The sequence below is a fragment of the Hominisplanchenecus murintestinalis genome (assembly GCF_943193015.1).
In the GTDB taxonomy this organism is placed as follows: domain Bacteria; phylum Bacillota; class Clostridia; order Lachnospirales; family Lachnospiraceae; genus Hominisplanchenecus_A; species Hominisplanchenecus_A murintestinalis.
Window position 1 is genome coordinate 36,570 of the sequence record NZ_CALPCM010000009.1, and the last position, 25,943, is coordinate 62,512.

Below are 25,943 nucleotides of genomic sequence, written 5' to 3' on the forward strand. Positions count from 1 at the left end.
AGCGAACAGCAATATATATTTTATGAGGAGATGAAAAGATATGGAATCAATGGAAAATTGGCTGCAAAAAGCAGGTGTCTTAATTGAAGCGCTGCCTTACATACAGCGGTTTCACGGGAAAACAATCGTGGTGAAATACGGAGGAAGCGCTATGGTTGACCATGATTTAAAGAAGAGTGTCATCCGTGACGTGGCGCTTTTGAAACTGGTAGGATTCCGGCCGATTATTGTCCATGGAGGGGGAAAAGAAATTACGAAATGGACAAAACGCCTGGGGATTGAAACAAACTTTGTAAATGGGCTGCGTGTGACGGACAAGCAGACTATGGAAGTGGCAGAAATGGTTTTGAATAAGGTGAACAAAGGCCTGGCATCTATGATGGAAAAGTTAGGCGTACATGCGGCAGGTATCTGCGGAAAGGACGGCTCCGTGCTCCGGGTGGATAAGAAGCTCTCAGGGGGAAAGGATATCGGCTATGTGGGAGAAGTAAAAGAAGTTAATGTAGGGCTTTTGAATACGCTGCTGGACAATGATTTTGTTCCGGTTATCTGCCCGATTGGCTCTGATGATAATTACCATTCGTTTAATATTAATGCGGATGATGCGGCATGTGCGATTGCTACGGCGGTAGGCGCTGCGAAACTGGCATTTCTGACAGATATTGAGGGGGTATACCGTGACCCGCTGGATAAATCCAGCCTGATTTCAGAGCTGACAGTGAAGGAGGCGGAAGAACTGCTTGCCAGCGGAAATGTAGGCGGCGGGATGCTGCCAAAGATTCAGAATTGTGTGGATGCTATCAAGGCAGGGGTTTCGCGGGTACATATCCTGGACGGACGCATTGCCCACTGCCTGTTGTTAGAGTTTTTTACGAACCGCGGCGTAGGGACGGCGATTATCGGAGATGAGGAGGAGCGGTACTATGAAGCCAATGAATGATTATATGGAAGCAGCGGAAGCGCATGTTCTGCATACGTATAACCGCTTTCCGATTGTATTGGAAAAAGGCGACGGCGTATACCTTTATGATACGGATGGGAAAAAATATCTGGATTTTGCTGCGGGAATCGCCGTTTTTGGACTGGGATACCATTATCCTGGTTATGACGAGGCTTTGAAGGAGCAGATTGACAAAGTCATCCATACATCCAATCTGTTTTATCATGTACCGCTGGCAGACGCGGCAGGAAAACTGGCCAAGGCAAGCAGAATGTCAAAGGTATTTTTTACAAACAGCGGGACAGAGGCCATCGAAGGCGCTATTAAGGCGGCGCGGAAATATGCATACCTGAAAGATGGGAGTACGGATCATGAGATTGTCTCCATGAACCATTCTTTTCATGGCAGAAGCGTAGGCGCGCTGTCCGTAACAGGAAATTTCCATTATCAGGAAGCGTTCCGGCCGCTGATGGGAGGCGTGAAGTTTGCAGACTTTAATGATTTGGACAGCGTTAAGGCGCAGGTGAATGAAAAGACCTGTGCGGTGATTCTTGAGACGGTTCAGGGCGAGGGCGGTATTTATCCGGCAGAAAAATCTTTTCTGGAAGGAGTAAAAGCTCTTTGTGAGGAAAAGGATATCTTGCTGATACTTGATGAAATCCAGTGTGGCATGGGACGGACAGGGAGCATGTTTGCGTGGCAGGAGTATGGCGTTGAGCCAGATATTATGACTTGTGCTAAGGCGCTGGGCTGCGGCATCCCGGTGGGGGCGTTTGTGCTGAATGAAAAGACAGCTGCCGCATCTCTGGTTCCTGGTGATCATGGGACTACTTATGGCGGAAATCCGCTGGCATGCGCGGCAGTTTCAGCAGTTCTTGACATTTTTGAGAAAGCCGGTATCCAGGAACATGTGAAAGCGTTGACGCCGTACCTGGAAGAAAGGCTGGACGCTTTGGTGGAAAAATATGATTGCCTGAGTGTGCGGAGAGGAAAAGGCTTTATGCAGGGGCTGGTGGTTACAGGGCGGTCTGTGGGGGAAGTCGTGAACCAGAGCCTGGAAAACGGGCTGATGGTGATTTCAGCGGGCAGCGATGTGCTGCGTCTGGTGCCTCCGCTTGTCATTGAAAAAGAACACATTGATGAGATGATTGAAAAATTGGAAAAGAGTTTGGCATAAAAGAACTCCCTTTGCAGATACTAACAAAAAATGCAAAGGGAGTTTTTATATGACAGGGATTTTAATCGCAATGCTTTCCGGTGCACTGATGAGCGTTCAGGGGGTCTTTAATACACAGGTTACGAAAAATACCAGCCTTTGGGTTTCCACAAGTTTTGTGCAGTTTTCTGCGCTGGCAGTGTGCCTGGTTATCTGGTTTTTTGCGGATAGGCACAGCTTTTCGAGTATACTGGAGGTACCGGATAAATATACGCTGCTGGGCGGCGTGATGGGAGCGTTTATCACCGTGACTGTGATAAAGGCTATGGGCAGCCTGGGACCGGCAAAGGCAGCGATGCTAATTGTAATTACTCAGCTGATTGTGGCGTACCTGATAGAGCTGTTTGGGATGTTTGGTATGGATAAGCAGCCCTTTGAGTGGCGTAAGGCAGGCGGGATGCTGTTGGCGATCATAGGGATTGTGATTTTTAAATGGTAAGGGCAGGTAATTTCTAATAGATTTTTACAAATTGATGCGAATGGGGAACGCCATAACGGAACTATGACAGAAATATGACAAAAAGTGAAAAATGTGTTGTAATTGTGGGGTATTTCCGTTAAAATAAAGTTGACTGTATAAGGGGACTCTTTGCCCAACGGGGAAAAGAGGAATGTACGGTATGAAAGGAAGAAAATATTTTGCGGTATTTGTTGTTTTGGCAGTGCTGTTTTGCGTTTCAGGATGTGAAAGAGACAAAAATGTGCAGATTTATGACCGGATTTCGGGCATAGAGTCAGAGAGCGTGACGCTGTCTGACAGGGAAACAGAAGTGGTGCCGTCTTCGGAAGAAACGGAGAGTTCCGTGCTATATGTGTATGTCTGCGGCGCGGTGGAATACCCGGGCGTAGTAGAGCTTCCGGCAGGTTCCAGAGTGTTTGAGGCGATTGAAAAGGCAGGCGGGCTGTCCGGGGAGGCGGCGGGTTTTGCTGTGAACCAGGCGGCAGCGCTGGAAGATGGGCAGCAGATTACGGTGCCAACGAAGGAAGAAGCTTCCGGCTGGGAGCCGGAGCGGGATGCACGGACGGCCAGAGCGGAAGAGAGTTCCGGAGAAAAAATAATTAATATTAACGAGGCAGCTGCAGAGGAACTGACGGTCCTTCCGGGAATCGGGAAGGCAAAAGCGGAGAGTATTGTGGAGTACCGGGAGTCCGCAGGCAGATTTGGCAGTATTGAAGAGATTAAGAATGTGAGCGGAATCGGTGAGGCTGTCTTTGAGAAGATAAAGGACAAAATAGCAGTATAAGGAGAATGGAAAATGGCGAAGAAGGTTTTGGTTGTTGATGATGAGAAGTTGATTGTAAAGGGGATCCGTTTCAGTCTTGAGCAGGACGGCATGGAAGTGGACTGTGCGTATGACGGTGAGGAGGCGCTGGAGATGGTGCAGGCAAAAGAGTACGATATTGTGCTTTTGGACATCATGCTTCCGAAACTGACGGGACTGGAAGTCTGCCAGCAGATTCGTGAATTTTCTACTGTGCCTGTAGTGATGCTGACTGCAAAGGGAGACGATATGGATAAAATCCTGGGGCTGGAATATGGAGCAGACGATTACATTACCAAACCTTTCAATATCCTTGAAGTAAAGGCGAGGATTAAAGCCATTATCAGGAGGACTACCCCAAAGGAAAATGTACAGAATAAAAGCCAGGTCATCGAGGCAGGGAATCTGGTTTTAGATTGTGAGAGCAGACGCGTGAATGTAGATGGAAAAGAAATTAATCTGACAGCAAAAGAATTTGACGTGCTGGAGCTTCTGGTGCAGAATCCGCAGAAAGTGTACAGCAGGGAAAACCTTCTGAATATTGTCTGGGGATATGAATACCTGGGCGATGTGCGGACGGTTGATGTACATATCCGAAGGCTGCGGGAGAAGATTGAGGCGAATCCCAGCGAGCCGAAGTATGTCCACACGAAATGGGGCGTAGGCTATTATTTCCAGTATTAGAGGTTAGCGGGCGGTGAAAAAGTTTCTAAAGAATGGATTTATTTTGACTCTTACAAAGAGCCTGCGGTTCCGTTTTTTTATCATCGTGCTTCTGGTAGGTATCCTGCCTATTTTTGCGGTAGAATATGGAATTCTGACGAACTTTGAAGATCAGTCTATTCTGCAGCGGGGGAACCTGGTACAGAGGCAATGTATGAATATTGCGGAGCAGCTGGTAGATTCCGGCTATATAGAGAAAAAGGGTTCCGAAATTATTGAAAATGAACTGAATCAGCTTGCGAATCTTTACGACGGGCGTATTGTAATTGTAAACAGCCAGTTTATGATTGTGAAAGATACGTTTGGGCTGGATGAGAATAAGACAATTATTTCAGAAGAAGTCGTGAAATGCTTTCAGGGAGAAGATATCCTGAAAGTGAATAAAAAGAGCCGTTTTATTGAGATGGCGGTTCCGGTAAAGAATCCGTCCACCGGGGAAGTAAAAGGCGTGATGATTGTGAGCACGCCGACAGAGGATGTTCAGGAAAGCCGCAATGCGCTCAGCCAGCAGGTGTTTTTATTGCAGGTCGGGATGGTCTTTGTGATTCTGGGTATAGCGTTTTATACTTCCCGTATGCTGGTAAAGCCTTTTGAAAAAGTGACAAAATCCCTGGAGGAAATGACGGGAGGCTTTGCGGAGCAGGATATTTCGATTTTGGATTATAAGGAGACGCAGCTTTTGTCGGATGCTTATAACCGTATGCTGAAAAGGATGAAAACGCTGGATGATTCCAGGCAGGAGTTTGTGTCGAATGTGTCGCATGAGCTGAAAACGCCGATTACTTCTATGAAGGTGCTGGCAGATTCTCTGCTGATGCAGGAAGATGTCCCAGTAGAACTGTATAAAGAATTTATGTCGGACATTGCAGAAGAAATCGACAGGGAAAATAAGATTATCAATGATTTGCTTTCCATGGTGAAGATGGATAGGAAATCAGCGGACGTCAATATTCAGGAGACCGGCATTAATGAAATCCTGGAAAGGCTTCTGAAACGCCTGCGTCCGATTGCGGCAAAGCGGGATATTGAGCTTGTGCTGGAGAGCTTTAAGCCGGTACGTGCGGAGGTAGATGAGACGAAGCTGGCTTTGGCGCTTTCGAATCTGATAGAAAATGCGATTAAATATAATAAAGAAGAAGGCTGGGTGCATGTGTCCCTGAATTCTGACCATAAGTATTTTTATGTGAAAGTAGAAGATTCCGGTATCGGCATCCCCCAGGAGGCGCAGGAGCATATTTTTGAGAGGTTTTACCGGGTAGATAAATCCCATTCCAGGGAGATTGGCGGAACAGGGCTGGGCCTGGCGATTACCCGGGGCGCAATCCTTCTGCACCGAGGGGCGATCCGTGTCTACAGCAAAGAAGGCGAGGGAACGACATTTACCGTGCGTATCCCGCTGGTTCATGTGGAATAGGGGGAGTGCGTATGGAAAAGTCAGGAAAAATCTTTTTTGTGCTTTTTCTGTCTCTGGTTTTGGCGGGATGCCAAAAAGAGCAGACAGAGATATCAGGATATCAGATTTACCGCGTAAATGCAGATGGAACTGTGCTGGAACCAGAGGATTACACGCCTCAGGCATCCGGGGGAGATGCGCTGATTCAGGAATTTGTTGACAAGCTGGGGGAGGTTCCTGCGCAGGTAGGACATAAAAAGGCGATTCCTGACGGGGTCGGGATTACTTCAGTGAAGCGCACGGAGCAGAATCTGAGAGTGGATTTTAACGGAACTTACAGTAAGATGGATAATATTACAGAAGTATTCTGCCGGGCGGCGGTTGTGAAGACACTGGTGCAGATACCGGGTGTGGAAACAGTGGAGTTTACCGTAAACGGACAGGAACTTGCGGATGTACAGGGAAATCCTATTGGTGTAATGGGTGACGACAGCTTTATTGACACAAAGGGAGAAGGGATAAATTCGTATCATTCCGCTTCCCTTGTCCTGTATTTTGCAGATAAGGATGGGAAAAAGCTGGTGAAAGAAATGAGGAATATTCATTATTCCAGCAATGAATCCCTGGAGCGGCTGGTTGTGGAGGAATTGGTGAAAGGGCCGGAAAATGAGAAACTTCGCAGCGCGGTTCCGGCCGACACAAAGATCCTGGACGTGACGGTAGAAAAGGATACCTGCATCATCAGCCTGGATAAAGCATATGGACAGACAGGCGCGGCGGCCGTCACTCCGGAAGCAGCCGTTTATGCGGTGGTGAATTCTATCTGTGAAAATTGCGATATTGACAAGGTACAGATAAAGATAGACGGGGAATCGGAAGTAAAGTTCCGTGACGCTGTGGATTTAAGCCAGGGGCTTACAAGAAATGAAGAAATTGTGGTTCAGCCGGAAGAGAACGGAACAATAACGCCGGGCGTCGGAGTGGATCCGGCGCTCAAAGAATAACGGCTGCGGGGGCGTCTGGTTAAGGCGCGGAGGGAAAGGAGAGGATGGATGGGCAGAAGGCCACTATGCCTGGCGGCGCTGCTCTTCGTGTTCTGGATTCTGTGCACACAGGTGGGAAACCTGGAGGAAAAAGGCGGGGGATTAGAAGCCCGCCTGACGGAATCCGGTGAAAGCCGCAGGATACGGGTGCGGGGAGAAATTTACAGGCAGGAAAAGAAGAAAACAAATCAGATATATCTTAAAAACAATTCTATTTTATCAAAGGGAAATCAGGAATCGTTTGATTCAAATATCATTATTTTTCTAAAGGAAGAAATTTCCTTAAAAATTGGAAATATCGTGGAAGTAAGCGGCGAGTGGAAGGAACCGGAACGCGCGGGGAATCCCGGGCAATTTGACATGGAGAAGTGGTATCAGTCTCAAAAAATCGGAATGCTGATGATGAAATGCCGGATTGCTTTGCTTGACGGAAAGTGCAGCTTTTGGATGCAGTTAATTGTCGATATCCGGGAAAGGCTCAGGGAAAGTCTCTATGGAATTGCGGAGCCGAAAGAAGCTTCTCTGATGTGCGCGATGCTTTTGGGGGATAAGAATGACCTGGATGAAGAGGTGGAAAAACTTTATCAGGATGGAGGGATTTCGCATATATTGGCAATTTCAGGACTTCATATTTCTATGCTTGGGATGTTGCTTTTCGGGCTGCTTCGGAAGCTGGGGCTTTCTATGGGGGCAGGAGGAGCCATTGCCGGAGGCGTGATGGGTATTTACTGCATGATGACGGGACTGGGTGTTCCGGCTGTCCGGGCATTTGTGATGTTTTTGGTTTATCTGGGGGCGCAGGTCTTTGGGAGGACGTATGATTTGAAAAACAGTTTATCGCTGGCAGTGATTTTGATTTTATTCCAGAATCCGCAGCTTCTGTTTCAGGGCGGGTTCCAGCTCTCAGTGCTGGCGGTTGCGGGACTGGCGTATTTATATCCAGTGTTGAAAAAGCGTGTGAAAATAAAAGGGAAGGCGGCGGACGGGCTTCTAATCAGCATGTCCGTACAGCTTATGATTTTTCCATGTATTCTATATCATTTTTATCAGTTTTCATGGACCGGGATTTTTGTGAATCTTCTGGTTTTGCCGTTGATGTCCGTGCTGCTTCTAGCGGGGCTGGCAGGCAGTGCGTTGGGGATTTTCGTTCCGGCAGCGGGAATTCTTGTATTTGCGCCCTGCCATTATATATTGTGGTTTGTGGAGAGGCTATGCAGGCTGAGCCTGGAGATACCGGGGGCGGAGCAGATATGGGGGAAACCCGAAGCTGTAAGCATTTTTCTGTATTATGGAATTTTAGTTTTGGTATTTGCTGCGCTGCAGCGGCGGGACAAGAGTAAGAAAATTTTCGGGGCAGTGCTATATGGATGTTCTCTGTCTGCGGCTGTCTTTGGGCTTTCTGTCCATGACAGAAAGGGGCTGGAAATGGTGTTCCTGGATGTGGGGCAGGGAGACAGCATTTTTTGGAGAGCAGATGGAAAAAACTTTCTATGCGATGCCGGAAGCAGCGGTGTAGAACAAGTGGGGAAATACCGTATTATTCCATTTCTGAAATGCCAGGGGATTTCAAAGCTGGATTATCTGTTTCTGAGCCATATGGACGGCGACCATGTAAATGGAGCAGAGGAGATTCTGGAGGGGGATACCGGAATATCTGTAGGATGCCTGGTGATGCCGGAGATTGTAAAGCAGGATGGAAGATACTGTTCGGTGATAGCTGCTGCAGAAAAAAGAGGAATTCCGGTGGTACGGTTTCATGAAGGGATGGAAATTGACACAGGAAAATCGAGGCTGGAATGCCTGGCTCCGCGAGAAGGGGCGAGGGGAGAAGATAAGAATGCGGACTCTCTGGTGCTCGCCGTGCAGTATGGAGAATTTCGGGCGCTGCTGACCGGGGATGTGGAAGGCGAAGGAGAAGAAAGGTTGATAGAAAGCGGCAGGGCGGGAAAGGTGTCTGTCTTGAAGGCGGCGCACCACGGTTCAAAGAATTCTACGCCGGACTGCTTTCTGAGGCAGACCCGTCCCATAGTATCAATCGTATCCTGTGGACGGGAGAATCCTTATGGGCACCCATCGCCGGAGCTTTTACAGCGACTGGAAGCCGCCGGGAGCGTGGTTTATAAGACGATGGAAAACGGCGCGGTCACAGTAGCATCAGAGGGAAAAGGATTCGAAGTGAGGTGCTTTTGGGATAATTTTTAAAGTTTGCCGGGGATTTTCGGGGCTGCCTGCCGTAAAAAGAGAAATCTGCTGAAAATCTGTAAAAAATAAAGGAAAAAAATGAATTTATGCAGAATATAATAATTAGAGGTGATAACAGCGCAGAAAGGGGGATTTTCAATGACGATACGTGAAAAGGCAGAATTGAGGGAGAAGCAGTTTTTCAGCCCTTATGCATCTTTCAGCACTGAGACAAAAGGGCGTGAGCGTGAGGAAGCGCTGTGTGATATACGGACGGTGTACCAGAGGGATAGGGATAGAATACTCCATGCGAAATCTTTCCGAAGGCTGAAGCACAAGACACAGGTGTTTCTCCGTCCTCAAGGCGACCATTACCGCACACGGCTGACGCATACGCTGGAAGTGGCGCAGATTGCACGCACGATTGCCAGGGCGCTGTGCCTGAATGAGGATTTGACGGAGGCGGCTGCACTTGGGCATGATTTGGGGCATACGCCGTTTGGACATGCCGGGGAACATGCTCTGAATGAAATCTGTCCTCTGGGATTTGCACACTACCGGCAGAGTGTCCGCGTGGTAGAGGTGCTTGAAAATAAAGGCAGGGGACTGAATCTGACCTGGGAAGTCCGGGATGCGATTGCAAACCACAGGACGTCGGGAAAACCTTCTACCCTGGAGGGGAAAATCGTGCGGCTTTCGGATAAGATTGCATACATTAACCATGATATTGATGATGCGGAGCGGGCGGGGATACTGATGGAGTCGGAGATTCCGCTGCGCTATCGGGAAGTGCTGGGATTCAGCACGAAAGAGAGGCTGAATTCTATCATTCATGATATCGTGAGAAACAGCGAAGGACGGCCGGACATTGTGATGTCTCCACACATGGAACAGGCGATGTCGGAGCTGCGGCAGTTTATGTTTAAGCATGTTTATAAAAATCCCAGAGCAAAAACAGAAGAGGAGAAAGCGCGGAATATGATACAGGCTTTGTACCGCCATTATGAGAAACATCCGGAAGAAATGCCGATGGAGTATGTGAGCCTGACAGAGCGCGGGGAGCAGAGGGAACAGGTAATCTGTGACTATATAGCCGGGATGACGGACCAGTATTCCATGGACAGGTTTTCGGAATTGTATATCCCAAAGTCCTGGCAAGTAAAATAGAGGTGGTAAGTTGTGTTATATCCTGAAGAATTAGTGGAAGAAATAAGAGCAAGAAATGATATTGTGGATGTGGTTTCCGGCTATGTGAAACTGCAGAGAAAGGGAAGCTCCTATTTTGGGCTGTGTCCGTTCCATAACGAGAAATCTCCCTCCTTTTCCGTGAGCCCGGGAAAGCAGATGTATTATTGCTTTGGGTGCGGCGCGGGCGGGAATGTCTTTACGTTTCTGATGGAATATGAGAATTATACATTTCCGGAGACGCTCAAGGCGCTTGCCGACCGGGCGGGGATTTCACTGCCGGAGCGGGAGTATTCCCAGGAAGAGAAGAAGCAGCAGGATTTAAAGTCCCGGCTGCTGGAATTAAATAAGATGGCGGCGCGATATTTTTATTACCAGCTCAGGTCGGAAAATGGCAGGCAGGGGCTGGAATATCTGAAAAGCAGGCAGCTTTCGGATGAGACGATTAAAAGTTTTGGCCTGGGATTTGCCAATAAGTACAGCAATGATTTGTATAACTACATGAAGAAGCAAGGCATCGGCGATGAGCTTTTGAGGGAGTCAGGGCTGATGAATGTGGATGAAGCGAAGGGGATGTATGACAAGTTCTGGAACCGTGTGATTTTTCCGATTATGGATGTAAACAGCCGGGTAATTGGCTTCGGGGGACGGGTGATGGGGGACGGAAAGCCTAAATACCTGAATTCACCGGAGACGCCGATTTTTGATAAGAGCCGGAACCTGTACGGGCTGAATGTAGCACGCACCTCCAGGAAGAAGAATATTCTGGTATGTGAGGGGTACATGGATGTGATATCTTTGCATCAGGCAGGATTCCGGAATGCGGTAGCTTCCCTGGGTACAGCGCTCACCACGCAGCATGCGGGGCTTCTGAAACGCTATACAGATGAAGTAGTGCTGACTTATGACAGCGACGATGCGGGAACACGGGCGGCGATGCGGGCGATTCCTATCGTGAAAGCCGCAGGGCTGTCGGCGAAGGTGCTTCATATGCAGCCCTATAAAGACCCGGATGAATTCATTAAGGCGCTGGGGGCTGAAAAGTTTCAGGAGCGAATTGACAAGGCAGAGAACAGCTTTATGTTTGAAATCTCCATGCTGGAACGAGAGTATGATATGAAAGACCCGGAGGGGAAAACAGCATTCTACAATGGCGTGGCGGCAAAGCTGGTGGAATTTGAAGTGGAGCTGGAGAGAGAGAACTATATTGAAGCAGTGGCGGAGAGATATCATATCGCTTTTGACAGTCTGCGTAAGCTGGTAAACCGTGCCGCCATGAAAGGTGCAGTGCCAGTGCGGACGGAGCCAAGGAGGGGAAAGAAAGCAGCCGGGAAAGAGGAAGGAATAAAGAAGTCTCAGAAACTTTTGCTGACTTGGCTGATTGAAAAGCCGAAGCTGTATGGGCAGATAAAGGGGCGTATCAGTACGGAAGATTTTACAGAGGGGCTTTATTATGAGACTGCCGAGCTGCTGTTTGCCCAGCTTGAGGAAGGCAGCGTGATTCCGGCAAAGATTATCAATCACTTTACGGAGCCGGAGCAGCAGCGGGAAGCCGCCGCACTGTTTAATGCGAGCCTTCAGACGGATACTCCGGCAGAGATGGAGAAGGCGCTGAGGGAAACAGTGTATCGAATCAGGAATCATGGGATTGCCCACAGGCGCGCGATGCTGGAGCCGACTGACATTGCAGGGCTGCAGAGAAGCATTGTGGAAGAGAGGGAATTAGCAGAATTGAAAAATCTGCATATTTCCATTGAATAAGGTAAAAATTGAAAAAGGAATTACGTTTATAGATGGATGAAAGGCAGGAAACCGGATGGGACAGAATGCAGCAGGCTTTGAAACGAAATTAAAGGAATTACTGGTATATGCAAAGACGAAGAAAGACGTTTTGGAATATAAAGAAATCGCCGATTTTTTCAAGAATGAGCCGCTCACGGAAGAGCAGTATGATGCGGTTTATGAATGTCTGGAGAAAAAAGGGATAGATATCCTGGATATGTCAGAGAAAGAGGATAATATTCTGCTCAGTGATGAGAATGAAGAGGATTTTACGCCGGATGATGGGGAAATCGACATCACAAAGGAGGATTTATCTGTTCCTGAGGGGGTGGGAATCGAGGATCCGGTCCGTATGTATCTGAAAGAAATCGGAAAAATCCCGCTGCTTTCCCCGGAAGAGGAAATCGAATTGGGCAGACAGATGGAGGAAGGGAATGAGCAGGAGAAGGAAGCAGCGAGGAAGAAGCTGGCGGAAGCGAACCTGCGCCTTGTAGTAAGTATTGCGAAGCGTTATATGGGACGGGGAATGGCTCTGCTCGATTTGATTCAGGAAGGAAACCTGGGGCTTATCAAGGCAGTGGAGAAATTTGATTACCGTAAAGGCTTTAAATACAGCACCTATGCGACCTGGTGGATACGCCAGGCAATTACAAGGGCAATTGCCGATCAGGCCCGGACAATCAGGATTCCGGTTCATATGGTAGAAACGATTAACAGAACCCACCGGGTATCCAGGCAGCTGCTCCAGGAGTACGGGCGCGAGCCGAAGCCGGAGGAAATTGCAAAAGAAATGTCGCTTCCGGCAGAGAGAGTACGGGAAATTTTGAAAATTTCCCAAGAACCGGTATCGCTGGAAACTCCGGTAGGCGAGGAGGACGACAGCCATCTGGGAGATTTTATCCAGGATAACAATATTCCTGTTCCGGCAGAAGAGGCGGCGTACACGCTGCTGCGGGAACAATTAGAAGAGGTTATGGAAACATTGACAGAGCGCGAGCAGAAGGTGATACGCCTCAGGTATGGACTGGGCGACGGGCGTCCCAGAACCCTGGAAGAAGTCGGGAAAGAGTTTCATGTGACGAGGGAACGTATCCGTCAGATTGAGGCGAAGGCGCTCAGAAAGCTGAGGCATCCCAGCCGGAGCCGGGTTTTGAAAGATTATTTGGAGTAAATGTATCATGCAGTTATCAAAAAGATTATTGGAAGTTTCAGGTCTGGTGTCTTACGGCTCCCGTCTGGCAGACGTGGGCACAGACCATGGATACATACCTATTTGGCTGACAGAACAAGGCGCAATCCGCAGCGCTGTCGCTATGGATATCAATCGGGGGCCGCTTTTACGGGCGCAGGAAAATATCCGGCGGCATAGGCTGGAAGAAAAAATCAAAACGCGTCTTTCCGATGGAGTGGCAGAGCTTCGCCCCGGTGAGGCGGACAGTGTAGTGATTGCCGGAATGGGCGGAAGCCTTATGGTGAAGATTTTGAAAGAAGGGAAAGAGGTGCTGGAGACAGTGAAAGAGCTGGTGCTTCAGCCCCAGTCGGATATCTGTAACGTGCGGAGATTTCTGCAGGAAAATGGATACCGTATTGATACAGAGCGGATTGTTTTGGAAGATGGGAAGTTCTATCCTATGATGCATGTGGTACATGGGAAGATGGAGCCGCTTTCTGATATAGAAGCTATGTATGGACCGTGCCTTCTGCGCTGCAGGGATGAATGTCTGCGGCTTTGTCTTGAGAGGGAGAGGCAGACACTGTGCCGGCTAGAAGAAGGACTGGCAAAAAACAGAACGGAGAAGGCGCAGGAGCGCCGGGCAGAACTTCAGGACAGGCTGCGGCAGATAGAAGAAGCGCTGTGTGCGGTTTTGCGAAAGCATAAATAGGGCAGTGCGAAAGGAGAAGCTTTATGAAGTGTGGGGAAATCATAGAAGAGCTGGAGAAGAAATATCCTCTTTTCATGGCGGAGCCCTGGGATAATCCGGGGCTTCTGGCAGGACGCAGGGAGAAGGAAGTGCGGAAAGTATATATCGCTCTGGACGCCACAGATCGGGTTATCGGGGAGGCAGAAAAGGCAGGCGCAGACCTTTTGCTTACCCATCATCCGATGGTGTTTTCGGCATTAAAGAAAGTAAATACAGATGATTTTATCGGAAGAAGGCTTGTGGAGCTGATACGAGGTGATATTTCTTATTATGCCATGCATACAAATTATGATGTAGTGACGATGGGGGAGCAGGCGGCAGAGATGCTGCGGCTTCGCGATACGGAGATTATGGAAGTTACTTATGACGATGGCAGTCGGCAGGAAGGGCTTGGGCGCACGGGGGAACTGCCTGGTGAAATGAGCCTGGCAGAATGCGGCAGGTATGTAAAGCAGGTTTTTGGGCTGGATACCGTGCGGCTTTTTGGAAATCCGGAACAAAAGGTTAGCCGTGCGGCTGTTTTGCCGGGATCGGGGAAGAGCCTGGTGGATGCGGCGCTGAGAACGGGCGCGGATGTGATGATTAGCGGAGACTTCGGGCATCATGACGGGATCGATGCGGTGATGAGGGGGCTGACAGTGATTGACGCCGGGCATTACGGGATAGAGAAAATCTTTGTTTCCCAGATGGCAGGGTATATCAGGGAAACGTTTACAGGGCTGACGGTGTATACAGAGAAGGATGAAAACCCGTTTTGGGTAGTTTAGATAGGAAGATATCATTTTATACAGGACAGGAGATTACAGATGGAAGAGGGTAAAATCGTTTCCGTACAGATTGGTTCAGAGGTGAGGGAATACCCGGCGGGCATTTCCTATGAAGAAGTTGCAAAAGACTACCAGGAAAGAATGACGCATAAGATCGTGCTGGCATGGGCGGACGGGCGTCTGCGGGAGCTGCAAAACTGCGTGGACAGCGACTGCTATCTCAGTTTTCTCACTACGGCAGATAAGATTGGTTTCCAGACATACCGGAGAAGTATGGTTCATTTGCTGATGAAAGCCGTATACCATGAAGGCGGCCATGAGAATATTGAGAGGGTAGGCGTGCATTTTGCAGTGAGCGGAGGCGTGTACTGTACAGTAAAAGGTTCCCTTGTGCCGGATGAGGAGTTTCTGAAACAGGTAAAAGGATATATGCGTCATCTGGTGGAAGAAAGGATTCCGATTAGAAAGAAGAGCGTAAATACAGATGACGCTATCATGCTGTTTCAGAAATATGGGATGAAAGACAAGGAAAAGCTTTTCCGTTACCGAAGGGTATCAAGGGTAAACATTTACAGCATTGATGATTTTGAGGATTATTATTATGGCTTCATGGTGCCGAATACGTCTTATCTTCAATATTTTGATTTGAAATTATATGACGAGGGATTCGTACTGTTGCTGCCTGCCCAAAAAGAACCGGAGGTGATACCGGAATTTGCTCCCCAGCGCAAGATTTTTGAGGTGCAGAGAGAATCCATGAAATGGGGGGAGATGCTGGAAGTTCCTACCGTGGGGGCTTTGAATGATTATATTGTCCATAAAGATATTCATGATTTAATCTTAATCCAGGAGGCGCTTCAGGAGCAGAAGATTGCAGAGATTGCCAGGAGAATTGCGGAAGACAGAGAGAAAAAGCTGATTCTGATTGCCGGACCGTCGTCGTCGGGAAAAACGACATTTTCCCATAAGCTTTCCATACAGCTTTCGGCGCATGGCTTGAAGCCGCATCCGATTGCAGTAGATGATTACTTTGTAGACCGGGAAGTTACACCAAGAGATGAAGACGGAAACTATAATTTCGAATGCCTGGAGGCTCTGGATGTAGAGCTGTTTAACCGGGATATGACGGCGCTGCTTGCCGGGGAAAGGGTAAGTCTGCCTACTTATAATTTCAAGGCAGGCAGAAGGGAATACCTTGGAAAATACAAACAGCTTGGAGCGGATGATATTCTCGTTATCGAGGGGATTCACTGCCTGAACCCTGCGATGTCAAAGGGGCTTTCAGATGAAAGCAAATTTAAGATTTATATCAGCGCGCTTACCCAGCTTAACATTGACGAGCATAACCGGATTCCGACCACTGACGGCCGTTTGCTCCGCCGGATTGTCCGGGACGCCCGTACAAGGGGGACGTGTGCGAAAAATACGATTGCCATGTGGGACTCGGTGAGAAGAGGCGAGGAGTCCTACATCTTCCCATTCCAGGAGGAAGCGGATGTGATGTTCAATTCGGCGCTGATTTATGAATTTGCAGCTCTGAAAATCTATGCGGAACCTCTGCTGTTCGGCATCGGAAAAAGCGATCCGGAATATCAGGAAGCTAAGCGGCTGCTGAAGTTTCTGGACTATTTCGTGGGGATTCCGGCAGACAGTATCCCGATGGATTCCCTGCTGCGGGAGTTTGTTGGAGGGGGATGTTTTCGGATATAGGAGGTAATGTTTTTGATATAGTGAAAGCCAGTCAGGATTACAAAAATCTGACTGGCTTTTATCAGTTACCCATCAAGGGATTGTTACTTGATTCTTACCTTCTTTCCTGCGCCTTTTGCTTTCAGCAGCTTGGCGTAGGCTTTTTTCTTACTCTTGGGTACTTTTACCGTGGCTTTTGATGAGATTCCTTTAAATGCTTTTGCGCCTACATTTTTAGAAGTCAGTTTGGTAGATTTTATCGTAATGGTTTTCAGCTTGCTGCACCCGGAAAATGCGGCTTTCCCTATTTTTTTGATTTTGGCCGGAAGCGTTATCTTCGTCAGTTTCTTACATTTAGCAAAGGCGTTTGCTCCGATAGAGGTTACGTTTTTGCCGATGGCTACGGACTTTAGGTTCTTGTGGTCAGTAAAAGCGTTATCGGAGATTCCTGTTACCTTGTAAGTCACGCCGGAGAGAGTAACAGTATCCGGGACGCGGATGGAAGAAGCTTTCCTGTTGGCAGTTCCTGTGAAAATGACGCCTTTCCCTGATGGGTCGATGGTGTAGGATGCGGCTGTTCTAAAATCGGACAGGCGCGTACCGGGGGTATTGCCATGCGCAGGCGCTGTGGCAAGCATGGAATCCGGGATGCTTTCGGGGTAGGCAAGATAAACAGTGACCTTTAGAGGAATATCTTCTGTTCCGTATATTGGGGCGCCGTCAGTATCATAGCCTGTGATAACATCAGATTTCCGAACCAGACCGGCGTCGTATAGATAGGATAAAGTAGCGGGCTTTTCTTCGCTCTTAAACAGGACGATTCCGTTCGAGAGCTGGGCGTTATCTGATGTGATTGTGATTTTGTCAAGGTTCTCTGGTCCAACGATACCGGACAAATTTAATTTCCACTGGGTGTCCTGCTGGTATGGACGGGCTCTTACCGATTGGATGCAGGAAGAATCAGAATCATACAGGCATCCGTCGGGCACGCTGAGGGTAGCTAAAGCATTTTCATAGCAGGTTAATTTCTCAAGGCCGGGATTCAGGGTAAGAGACTCCAAAGAGGAATTATAGGTGCAGTTTAAGCTGTGGAGCTTCGTATATTTGCTGACGTCAAGAGAAACCAAGGAACTGTTTACACAAGATAATGTGCGGAGTTCAGGACAGCTGCTGGCGTCAAGAGAAATCAGGTAGAAATTTTGTGTAACATTTAAATTCTGCAAGGACGGGCAATGTCCCAGGTTAAAGGAAGTGAGTCCCATGTTATGGATAATGTCCAGCTCTACCAGGGAAGGACAGTTCAGAGTAAGGGAAGTCAGGGCGTTCATATCTGAAACTGTCAAGTCCAGCAGAGAGGAGCAGCCGCTGAAATCAAGAGAAGAAAGGCTTATATTGGATGAAATTTCCGCGTCCAAAAGAGAAGAACAGTCAGCTAAATTGAGGGAGACAAGATTATCTAAATTCAGGATACTCAGGGACTGCAGAGCAGTATTGTTTTTCAGGTCAAGGGAACTAATGCCTGTAAAGGAGAGCGACAGGGACTGCAAGGCAGTGTTGTGGCTCAGGTCAAGCTCTGAAATCTTCGCGCCGTGGCACTCAAAGGACTGTAAAGCGGTACAGTTGCTCAAATCAAGGGAAGAGAAAGATTCGTATGCATCATAAGCGGCCTGGGCTTCAGCGAACTCTTTTTTAAGCTGCTGCAGCTCAGCTTCAGAAAGCGTATCTCCAATAAGAAGATAAGGTAATACCTGAGAAAGTTCTTCCGCCGTTGGACCCGGAGGGTCAATCCGAAACCTTGCGCGCAGCCCCCACTGCAGGTCTGCGATTTCATCGTTGGTGATGCGCAGGGATAACAGGGCGGTATTGCTGCTTAAATCAAGGGAAGTTAAATTTGTTTCCATGCATTCCAGGTACTGGAGAGAGGAACATCCGCTCAAATCGAGAAAAGACAGGGGAGCATAGACGCAAGTGAAAGACTGCAGGGAAGAGCAGCCATTGAGGTTGAGGGATTCCATGTTTGAGTGTGAGACAGACAAGCTTTTCAAAGAAGAGCATCCGCTCAGGTCAGCGGAAATCACATTGCGGCTTATGAAAAGTTCTTGCAGGGAAGAACATCCGCTGAGATTGAGAGAGGTTAAAATTTCTTTATCTGCCAGGCGAAGCCCTAACAGGCTGGTGAAGTTGCTCAGATTAAGGGAAGTTAAAGTTGTCCCGTCACAATCCAGGCTGGCCAGGGGAACGTTAGGGGTTATATCAAGAGAATTTAAGCTTGTGTCATATAAAGTCAGGCTGCCCAGGGAAGTGTTAGACCTTAAATCCAGGACATCGAGTTTTGAGTCTTCGAACATTAGTGTTGTTAGGGCAGTATTATCACTTAAATCCAGGGAAAATGTGTTTAATCTGGAGATAAGTAAATCGGTCAGTGCAGTGCAGTTACGCAGGTTAATGGAACGGAGGTATATATCTGAGGAGTAGTAATTTAAATGCTGCAAAGCAGTGTTATGGCTTACATCAAGGGAGAGAAGCCCACAGTTGTCAAGCTGGAGTCTTTCCAGGGCGGTATTGTCGGACAGGTCGAGGGAAGCAAGCTCTGCTTCGTGAACAGTTAATTCCTGCAGGGAGGTATCGCCGCTCAGGTTCAGGGAGTTCAGGTGATAAGCCGACCAGAGAGATAACTTCTGCAGAGAGGTACATCCGCTTAGATCGAAAGAAATCACGTCACTTTCTAAGAAAAATACTTCCTGCAGGGAGGTACATCCGCTTAGATTGAGAGAAGTCAGGTTTGTAACGTAGTAGAGGGATACTTCCTGCAAAGAGGTACAGCCGCTTAGGTTGAGGGAAGCCAGGTTCGTGACTTTCTCAAAATCTACTGTTTGCAAAGAAGTGTAGCCGCTCATATTAAGGGAAGTTATATTCACGCCGGAGAGCGTTAAAGATTGCAGGGCGGCGCAGTTTGGCAGGTTAATGGAACCTATGGTTGAAGCATAGATCGCTAGATGCTGTAAAGCGGGGGTATCCTCCAGATTCAGGGAAGCCAGAGTTGAGGTCTGAATATTCAGTTCTTTCAGGGAAGAACATCCGTTTGATTCAACGGAGGACAGTCCGTCCATATGATAAAGCTCTAACCTTTGCAGGGAAGAGCAGCCGTTCAGATTGATGGAAACCAGGTTGGGAACTTTTGAAAGATATAATTTCTGCAGAGAGACGAAATCGCTCAGGTCAAGGGCAGAGAGATTGTCATTGAGACAGACGCTTAAATCTTCCAGGGCAGTAAAATATTCCAGTCCCTTTACTGTGGAAGTTTCATTGGGGATAGAAATCATGGTGGCTTTTGCGATTTCCGCCTCATCCAATACGCCGTCCCTGTTAAGGTCAAATGATTGGATATCTTTTCGGAGATATTCATCCGGGAAGTTTTCAGCATCAATAGCGACGTCGGCGGATTCTGTTGCAGGCGTTGTTTCCGCCGCGTTTGCTGAAAAGGATTTCAACGAGAATGCACTCAGGATGATTCCGAACGCAAGTGTAAATAGCATGAATTTTTTCTTCATTTTTAGTCCTCCCTCTTTATAGGTTTGCATAATTTTGGATGTAGTGGTAATGAAAGCTTGAAAATATTATCTTTGGTAATACTTTATCATGAGCCGGACGGAGAAACAAGGAATTATTGAGCGAATGTTGGACTTTATTCAATAAAAAGAGGGCATAAAAGTTGGAAAATCAATATACTTTTTCCAGGGTTTGTAGTATAATCCTTATGAGAGTCTGGTCTTGTGGACTGGAAGAAGATTTCTTCAGGGAAATACTATAAATGAAACAGAGAGGTGACGGAATATGGAGATTACAAAGGACATCCGTTATGTGGGTGTGAACGACCATGAAGTGGATTTGTTTGAAGGGCAGTATGTGGTGCCAAATGGCATGGCTTACAATTCCTATGTGATTCTGGATGAGAAGATTGCGGTGATGGATACGGTTGACCGCAATTTTACGCATGAATGGCTGGATAACATAGCGGCCGTACTTGGCGGCAGGAAGCCGGATTATCTGGTTGTACAGCATATGGAGCCGGATCATTCTGCGAATATCGCGAATTTTATGAAAATTTATCCGGAGGCAACGGTTGTTTCCAGCGAAAAGGCGTTTGTGATGATGCAGAACTTTTTCGGGACGGATTTTGCCGACGGGCGTATCGTGGTGAAAGAGGGCGACACGCTGAGTCTCGGAAAGCATACGCTTACGTTTGTAGCGGCGCCGATGGTACACTGGCCGGAGGTTATCGTGACGTATGACAGTACGGACAAAGTATTGTTTGCCGCAGACGGATTTGGAAAGTTCGGGGCGAACGATGTGGAAGAAGACTGGGCGTGCGAAGCGAGAAGGTATTACATCGGAATCGTTGGGAAATACGGCGCGCAGGTGCAGGCGCTTCTGAAAAAGGCGTCTGGTCTTGAGATTGAGAAAATCTGTCCATTGCACGGCCCGGTGCTGACAGAGAACCTGGGATATTATTTGAACCTGTACAATACCTGGTCATCATACGGTGTGGAGAGCGAGGGCATCGTGATTGCCTACACTTCGGTTTATGGAAATACGAAGCGGGCAGTTGAAGTCCTGGAGGAAAAACTGAAAGCGAAAGGCTGCCCGAAGGTAGTTGTGTGCGATCTGGCGCGGTGTGATATGGCGGAAGCGGTAGAAGATGCATTCCGTTACGGCAGGCTTGTTCTGGCTACTACTACTTATAACGCAGATATTTTCCCATTTATGAAAGAGTTTATCCATCATCTGACGGAGCGGAATTTCCAGAACAGGACAATCGGCCTGATAGAAAACGGTTCCTGGGCGCCGCTTGCCGCGAAAACGATGAAAAATATGCTCTCCGGCTGCAAGAACCTGACGTTTACAGATACGACAGTGAAGATTATGTCCGCGTTGAATGAAAGCAGTTCTGCACAGTTGGAGGATCTTGCGGAAGAGCTGTGTAAAGATTATCTGGCGCAGCGCGATGAGACGGCGAATAAGAATGATCTGACTGCGCTTTTCAATATTGGTTATGGCCTGTATGTGGTGACGTCCAACGATGGCAAGAAGGATAACGGGCTGATTGTCAACACGGTATCGCAGGTTACAAACACGCCGAACCGGATTGCAGTGACGATTAATAAGCAGAATTATTCGCATCATGTGATTAAGCAGACAGGGTGCATGAACGTGAACTGCCTGTCCGTGGACGCGCCGTTCAGCGTTTTTGAGAGATTCGGCTTCCAGAGCGGAAGGACGGTGGATAAATTTGCGGACGAAACGCCGCTGCGCTCGGATAATGGACTTGCTTTTCTGCCGAGATATATCAACTCCTTTATGTCGCTGAAGGTGGAGCAGTACATCGACCTTGATACGCACGGCATGTTCATCTGCGCCGTGACAGAAGCAAGAGTGCTTTCCGATAAGGAAACCATGACATATACCTACTATCAGAACAATGTAAAGCCGAAACCTGATACAGAAGGGAAGAAAGGCTTTGTCTGCAAAGTGTGCGGTTATGTGTACGAGGGAGATGAACTTCCGGAAGATTTCATCTGTCCGCTCTGTAAACACGGAGTTGCGGATTTTGAACCGATAGCATAAAAGAATAGAAAAACTGGCTGACGGAAAAATACCGGAAGCCAGTTTTTTTGTCTGCAGATAAATGATTGTACATTTGGGAGAGATAAAGTATAATAAAAATTAAGTGGGCGCAGAGGGAAGATAAGCAGGTATTTCAGATTATAGTGGAGGTGGCTGAATGAAAAAAGTTTTGCCAATTGGCGTAGATAATTTTGAAAAATTGGTATTGGGAGGTTATTGTTATGTGGACAAGACGATGCTTGTAAAAGATCTTCTAGATTTGAAATGCGAAGTAAATTTATTTACCCGTCCCAGACGCTTTGGAAAAACGCTGAATCTCAGTATGCTCCGCTATTTTTTTGAGGACACTGGAGACCAGGAGAAAAACGCGCAGAACAGGACGCTTTTTCAGGGGCTTAAGATTATGGACGCGGGCGGGGAATATGCCGGGCAGATGGGGAAGTATCCGGTTATCAGCCTGACCTTAAAATCAGCGAAGCAGCCTGCTTTTGAATCAGCGTACGTAAAACTGAAAAGGGAAATCGCGGAGGAATTCAAAAGACATAGTTTTATTCTGGAGAGCGAAAGGGTTGACGCCGGGGATAAAGAAATGTTTCAGAAGCTGGCAAATGAAGAAGCGGGATATGATGATTATTCCGGCTCGCTGAAATTTTTGAGCAAATGCCTTTATCAAGCGACAGGGAAGCATACGGTAATTTTACTGGATGAGTATGATGTTCCACTTGAAAACGCATATTTTCAGGGATTTTATGAAGAAATGGTCAGCTTTATCCGCTCTCTTTTTGAGTCGGCATTAAAGACAAATGACTATCTGCAGCTGGCGGTGATTACAGGATGCCTGCGGATTTCTAAGGAGAGTATTTTTACAGGACTGAATCATTTAAAGATGATTTCCGTGCTGGATAAGCAGTACAGTGAGCATTTTGGCTTCACGGAGGCGGAAGTGCTGGGGATGATGGAATATTACGGAGTGGAGAGCCGGTTTGGTGATATGAAAGCATGGTACGACGGCTATACCTTTGGCGATACGGAGGTTTATAATCCCTGGAGCGTGATCAATTTCCTGTATGATTTGCGGACGGATGTTCAGGCGTTTCCGCGCCCATACTGGATCAATACCAGTTCCAATGACATTATAAAGGATCTCATCCGCAGGGCAGATATGGAAACCAGGGAGCAGATTGAAATGCTTCTTGCGGGAAAGACTATGGATATTCAGGTGCATGAGGAAGTAACCTATGGGGATATGTGCAGCAGTGGGGAGAATTTGTGGAACTTTTTGTATTTTACTGGATATTTGACGAAGGAGAGCGAGTATTTTAAGGAGCTGTCAATTTTCCTGCGGGCGCGGATTCCGAATGCGGAAGTAAAGACCATTTATCAGAACACCATTTTAGGGTGGTTTCGGGAGACTGTTAAAAAGCAGGATTTCCGGGATTTGTACCGTTCTATGGAAGAGGGAAATGCGGAAAAAATGGGCGAAATCCTGAGCGGGCAGCTTTTTTCAGTGATCAGTTTCTATGACAGCGCAGAAAATTTTTATCACGGCTTTCTGACTGGGATTTTAAGCCAGAGCGATAAGTACCTGGTGAAATCAAACAGGGAGACTGGGAACGGCCGGTCGGATCTGGTAGTGAAAAGCCCGTCGCTGCGGGGGAGGGCATTTATTTTGGAAGTCAAGGTTTCTGATAAGATTGACAATTTGGAATCAGACGCAGAGAAAGCGCTGGGGCAGATTTCCGATAAGAAATATGCGGAGGAGCTGCGCGCGGAGGGGTACAGGAACATTGACTGCTATGGAATATCGTTTTACCGGAAGGACTGCGAAGTGCGGTTTGGGATAAAAGGTTAGCGGTGTATATCGACGGTACAAAAATAGGGGCAAATGCAAACCGCTACAAACATTCCTCGTATCTTCCCGTTGACTTTTGCAGTGGGAAATCATATAATGAAAAAAGTGAAAGAAAACTGAAACTGAAAATGACTTATGGAAGCAGGTGAAATTCCTGCGCAAGTCCGTTACTGTAGAGCCAGATACATAGTATTTTCAGAGAATCATGAAAGCAGTCTGCGGCAACCGGATGTTTTCATAAATCATAAGATGAAAATCCGTTGTCTATAGGACTGCGGATTTTTCTTTTTCTGTTGATTCATGTTGGCAGGGGAAATGATTTGTGACATGCCGCACTATGAGGAAGAAGCGGGGGAGGAGCCCAATGGCCGGGAAGCATACAGGTCTGGAAGGGTATTACAGCATTAAAAATAATAAGAAAATGAGGTTTGGCTATACGACCGGGTCGTGTGCGGCCGGGGCGGCAAAGGCGGCGGGCAGGATGCTTCTGCTGGACGAGAGCTGTCGGTATACGGAGCTTATGACGCCGAAAGGGATTTCGCTGAATCTGGAAATCCTGCATATGACGAGAGGAGAGAATTGGGTTTCCTGTGCCGTCCAAAAGGATGCGGGAGACGACCCGGACAGGACGGACGGGCTGGAAATCTATGCAAAGGTTGAAAAAAGGAATGCGCCGGGTATCTGCATTGACGGAGGAGAGGGCGTAGGCAGGATTACGAAAAAGGGACTGGAGCAGCCTGTGGGGAGCGCGGCGATTAATAAAGTACCCAGAGCCATGATAGAGAAAGAACTGGAAGAAATCTGCGATGCGGCGGGTTATGATGGAGGTCTTTTCGTGACGGTGAGCGTGCCGGACGGGGCGAAGACGGCGGCCGGAACGTTTAATCCAAGGCTTGGAATTGAGGGAGGCATTTCGATTTTGGGGACTTCCGGAATCGTAGAGCCCATGAGTGAGGCGGCGCTGGTTCGGAGCATTGAAGTGGAGATGCGTCAGAAGGTGGAGAATGGCGCGCAGTATCTTCTGGTAACGCCGGGGAATTACGGCGCGGCTTATTTGAAGGAGCATATGGAGCTGCCTTTTGCAGATAGTATGAAATGTAGTAATTATGTAGGAGAGACGCTGGATATGGCGCTGGATATGGGAGTTAAAGGGATTTTATTTGTCTCTCATATCGGAAAGTTTGCAAAGGTTGCGGCGGGGATTATGAATACGCATTCGCGCTGCGCGGACGCCAGGGCGGAGGTGCTGGCGGGCAATGCCCTGCGGGCGGGAATCTCTCTGGAAGGGGCAAAAGAAATCCTGGATACAGTTACCACAGATGAGGCGCTGGGAATTATAAAGAGGGAGAAGCTTTTAACGGAAACTATGAAGGAGATGACAGGGAGGATTTTGTATTACCTGAATCACAGAGTTTACGGCAGGATGCTTCTGGGAGCCGTGCTTTTTTCGAATGAATATGGTTATCTGGGAGAGACGGAGAATGTACAGGAGCTGGCACAGTTTCTGAGAAAACAGCATGGAATACCGGAGTCCGGGACATGCCGAACGTAGCCAGACAGCGCTTGTCCGACTCAATGTCCGTGGGAAAAAGAAATATAAGGAGATATGAAAGATGAGTGGAAAACTGTTTGGATTAGGGGTAGGACCGGGAGATGCGGAGCTTCTCACGTTAAAGGCGCTGCGTTTGATAAAGGAAAGTGAAGTGATTGCAGTACCGGGAAACGATACGGAGAATAGTGTGGCGTACCAGATTGCCAAAAGCGTGTACGGCGGGCTGGATGAGAAAATCCTGCTGCCGGTTGCCATGCCTATGACAAAAGACGCCGCCGTGCTGGAGGAAAACCATAAAAAGGCGGCGGACGATGTGGAAGTTCATTTGAAACAGGGACGGCAGGTAGCTTTTCTTACGCTGGGGGATCCGACGGTGTATTCCACGTATCTGTATGTCCATCAAAGGATTCTGGAAAGAGGATATGAGGTGGAGATTGTCAGCGGAATCACTTCTTTTTGTGCCGTGGCGGCAAGGCTGAATATGGGGCTTGTGGAGAGGGCGGAGCCGCTTCACGTGATTCCGGCTACCTACAAAGCGGAAGAGCTGGAGGGGATTTTAAAGCTTCCGGGTACGAAAGTTCTGATGAAAACAGGAAAGAAAATGAAACAGGTCAGAGAGAGTATTTTAAAAAGCGGGCAGCAGGCGGTGATGATTGAAAACTGCGGAATGGAATCAGAAAAAATTTACGAATCAGCAGAGGAAATCCCGGAAGCAGCGGGGTATTACTCCCTGATTATTGTAAAAGAGAGTAACTGATTCAGAACAGGTCGAAGCACTTGCTGCTGAGACCGTGAAAATATGATTCAAGAG

19 protein-coding genes are annotated in these 25,943 nt (G+C 47.9%); 18 read left to right on the forward strand and 1 reads right to left on the reverse strand.

What is annotated here, in order from left to right; genetic code table 11:
- Window positions 1-40 precede the first annotated feature (40 nt).
- The 14 genes from argB (at window position 41) to NFR99_RS05415 (ending at window position 16,124) form a co-directional block, all read left to right on the forward strand.
- Window positions 41-940, forward strand: a complete 900-nt coding sequence (gene argB / locus NFR99_RS05350; protein WP_120483672.1) for an acetylglutamate kinase — start codon at window positions 41-43, stop codon at window positions 938-940.
- A complete protein-coding gene (locus NFR99_RS05355; protein ID WP_120483706.1) occupies window positions 933-2,117 on the forward strand; it encodes an aspartate aminotransferase family protein in 1,185 nt (394 codons plus the stop codon). The genes argB and NFR99_RS05355 overlap by 8 nt, the downstream gene beginning before the upstream one ends.
- A 49-nt stretch (window positions 2,118-2,166) precedes the next feature.
- Window positions 2,167-2,595 (forward strand): DMT family transporter, encoded by a 429-nt coding sequence (locus NFR99_RS05360; protein ID WP_120483671.1) that lies wholly within the window; start codon window positions 2,167-2,169, stop codon window positions 2,593-2,595.
- Between the two features lie 181 nt (window positions 2,596-2,776).
- Window positions 2,777-3,400 (forward strand): helix-hairpin-helix domain-containing protein, encoded by a 624-nt coding sequence (locus NFR99_RS05365; protein WP_251353102.1) that lies wholly within the window; start codon window positions 2,777-2,779, stop codon window positions 3,398-3,400.
- A gap of 12 nt (window positions 3,401-3,412) precedes the next feature.
- Entirely contained in the window at window positions 3,413-4,102 is a 690-nt protein-coding gene (locus NFR99_RS05370; protein WP_120483669.1) for a response regulator transcription factor, read from the forward strand.
- A 13-nt stretch (window positions 4,103-4,115) separates the two neighbouring features.
- Entirely contained in the window at window positions 4,116-5,555 is a 1,440-nt protein-coding gene (locus NFR99_RS05375; RefSeq protein ID WP_120483668.1) for a sensor histidine kinase, read from the forward strand.
- A gap of 11 nt (window positions 5,556-5,566) precedes the next feature.
- Complete coding sequence (locus tag NFR99_RS05380; RefSeq protein WP_120483667.1) at window positions 5,567-6,538, forward strand: GerMN domain-containing protein; 972 nt, start codon at window positions 5,567-5,569, stop codon at window positions 6,536-6,538.
- A gap of 48 nt (window positions 6,539-6,586) precedes the next feature.
- Window positions 6,587-8,779 carry a DNA internalization-related competence protein ComEC/Rec2 gene (locus NFR99_RS05385; protein WP_251353104.1) on the forward strand — a complete coding sequence of 731 codons (2,193 nt, stop codon included), beginning with the start codon at window positions 6,587-6,589 and terminating at the stop codon, window positions 8,777-8,779.
- A gap of 138 nt (window positions 8,780-8,917) precedes the next feature.
- Window positions 8,918-9,925: a deoxyguanosinetriphosphate triphosphohydrolase gene (locus NFR99_RS05390; RefSeq protein ID WP_120483665.1), complete on the forward strand. Its 1,008-nt coding sequence runs from the start codon at window positions 8,918-8,920 to the stop codon at window positions 9,923-9,925.
- Window positions 9,926-9,937: 12 nt separating this feature from the next.
- Complete coding sequence (gene dnaG, locus NFR99_RS05395; RefSeq protein ID WP_120483664.1) at window positions 9,938-11,704, forward strand: DNA primase; 1,767 nt, start codon at window positions 9,938-9,940, stop codon at window positions 11,702-11,704.
- A 55-nt stretch (window positions 11,705-11,759) separates the two neighbouring features.
- A complete protein-coding gene (gene rpoD / locus NFR99_RS05400; RefSeq protein ID WP_120483663.1) occupies window positions 11,760-12,896 on the forward strand; it encodes an RNA polymerase sigma factor RpoD in 1,137 nt (378 codons plus the stop codon).
- A 7-nt stretch (window positions 12,897-12,903) separates the two neighbouring features.
- The gene (locus NFR99_RS05405; protein WP_120483662.1) at window positions 12,904-13,608 is read left to right on the forward strand and encodes a tRNA (adenine(22)-N(1))-methyltransferase; all 705 of its coding nucleotides are present in this window, start codon (window positions 12,904-12,906) and stop codon (window positions 13,606-13,608) included.
- 23 nt (window positions 13,609-13,631) lie between these two features.
- Window positions 13,632-14,414 carry a Nif3-like dinuclear metal center hexameric protein gene (locus NFR99_RS05410; protein ID WP_251353112.1) on the forward strand — a complete coding sequence of 261 codons (783 nt, stop codon included), beginning with the start codon at window positions 13,632-13,634 and terminating at the stop codon, window positions 14,412-14,414.
- 39 nt (window positions 14,415-14,453) lie between these two features.
- Window positions 14,454-16,124 (forward strand): nucleoside kinase, encoded by a 1,671-nt coding sequence (locus NFR99_RS05415; RefSeq protein WP_120483660.1) that lies wholly within the window; start codon window positions 14,454-14,456, stop codon window positions 16,122-16,124.
- Between the two features lie 83 nt (window positions 16,125-16,207).
- On the opposite strand, the gene NFR99_RS05420 is transcribed toward NFR99_RS05415, so the two are convergent.
- A complete protein-coding gene (locus NFR99_RS05420) occupies window positions 16,208-19,654 on the reverse strand; it encodes a leucine-rich repeat protein (RefSeq protein ID WP_251353114.1) in 3,447 nt (1,148 codons plus the stop codon).
- Window positions 19,655-19,937: 283 nt separating this feature from the next.
- Here NFR99_RS05420 and NFR99_RS05425 point away from each other — a divergent pair, with 283 nt between their 5' ends.
- From NFR99_RS05425 to cobI, 4 genes are all read left to right on the forward strand, one after another.
- Window positions 19,938-21,728: a flavin reductase gene (locus NFR99_RS05425; protein WP_251353116.1), complete on the forward strand. Its 1,791-nt coding sequence runs from the start codon at window positions 19,938-19,940 to the stop codon at window positions 21,726-21,728.
- Between the two features lie 157 nt (window positions 21,729-21,885).
- Entirely contained in the window at window positions 21,886-23,580 is a 1,695-nt protein-coding gene (locus NFR99_RS05430) for an AAA family ATPase (RefSeq protein ID WP_251353118.1), read from the forward strand.
- 364 nt (window positions 23,581-23,944) lie between these two features.
- Complete coding sequence (cbiD, locus tag NFR99_RS05435; protein WP_251353120.1) at window positions 23,945-25,132, forward strand: cobalt-precorrin-5B (C(1))-methyltransferase CbiD; 1,188 nt, start codon at window positions 23,945-23,947, stop codon at window positions 25,130-25,132.
- Between the two features lie 61 nt (window positions 25,133-25,193).
- Window positions 25,194-25,889: a precorrin-2 C(20)-methyltransferase gene (gene cobI, locus NFR99_RS05440; RefSeq protein WP_120483655.1), complete on the forward strand. Its 696-nt coding sequence runs from the start codon at window positions 25,194-25,196 to the stop codon at window positions 25,887-25,889.
- Window positions 25,890-25,943: the final 54 nt, after the last annotated feature.

Coding starts and splice junctions, on each gene's coding strand:
- argB (WP_120483672.1), top strand. CDS start 41: ATGGAATCAATGGAAAATTGGCTGCAAAAAGCAGGTGTCTTAATTGAA.
- NFR99_RS05355 (WP_120483706.1), top strand. CDS start 933: ATGAATGATTATATGGAAGCAGCGGAAGCGCATGTTCTGCATACGTAT.
- NFR99_RS05360 (WP_120483671.1), top strand. CDS start 2,167: ATGACAGGGATTTTAATCGCAATGCTTTCCGGTGCACTGATGAGCGTT.
- NFR99_RS05365 (WP_251353102.1), top strand. CDS start 2,777: ATGAAAGGAAGAAAATATTTTGCGGTATTTGTTGTTTTGGCAGTGCTG.
- NFR99_RS05370 (WP_120483669.1), top strand. CDS start 3,413: ATGGCGAAGAAGGTTTTGGTTGTTGATGATGAGAAGTTGATTGTAAAG.
- NFR99_RS05380 (WP_120483667.1), top strand. CDS start 5,567: ATGGAAAAGTCAGGAAAAATCTTTTTTGTGCTTTTTCTGTCTCTGGTT.
- NFR99_RS05385 (WP_251353104.1), top strand. CDS start 6,587: ATGGGCAGAAGGCCACTATGCCTGGCGGCGCTGCTCTTCGTGTTCTGG.
- NFR99_RS05390 (WP_120483665.1), top strand. CDS start 8,918: ATGACGATACGTGAAAAGGCAGAATTGAGGGAGAAGCAGTTTTTCAGC.
- rpoD (WP_120483663.1), top strand. CDS start 11,760: ATGGGACAGAATGCAGCAGGCTTTGAAACGAAATTAAAGGAATTACTG.
- NFR99_RS05405 (WP_120483662.1), top strand. CDS start 12,904: ATGCAGTTATCAAAAAGATTATTGGAAGTTTCAGGTCTGGTGTCTTAC.
- NFR99_RS05410 (WP_251353112.1), top strand. CDS start 13,632: ATGAAGTGTGGGGAAATCATAGAAGAGCTGGAGAAGAAATATCCTCTT.
- NFR99_RS05415 (WP_120483660.1), top strand. CDS start 14,454: ATGGAAGAGGGTAAAATCGTTTCCGTACAGATTGGTTCAGAGGTGAGG.
- NFR99_RS05420 (WP_251353114.1), bottom strand. CDS start 19,654: ATGAAGAAAAAATTCATGCTATTTACACTTGCGTTCGGAATCATCCTG.
- NFR99_RS05425 (WP_251353116.1), top strand. CDS start 19,938: ATGGAGATTACAAAGGACATCCGTTATGTGGGTGTGAACGACCATGAA.
- NFR99_RS05430 (WP_251353118.1), top strand. CDS start 21,886: ATGAAAAAAGTTTTGCCAATTGGCGTAGATAATTTTGAAAAATTGGTA.
- cbiD (WP_251353120.1), top strand. CDS start 23,945: ATGGCCGGGAAGCATACAGGTCTGGAAGGGTATTACAGCATTAAAAAT.
- cobI (WP_120483655.1), top strand. CDS start 25,194: ATGAGTGGAAAACTGTTTGGATTAGGGGTAGGACCGGGAGATGCGGAG.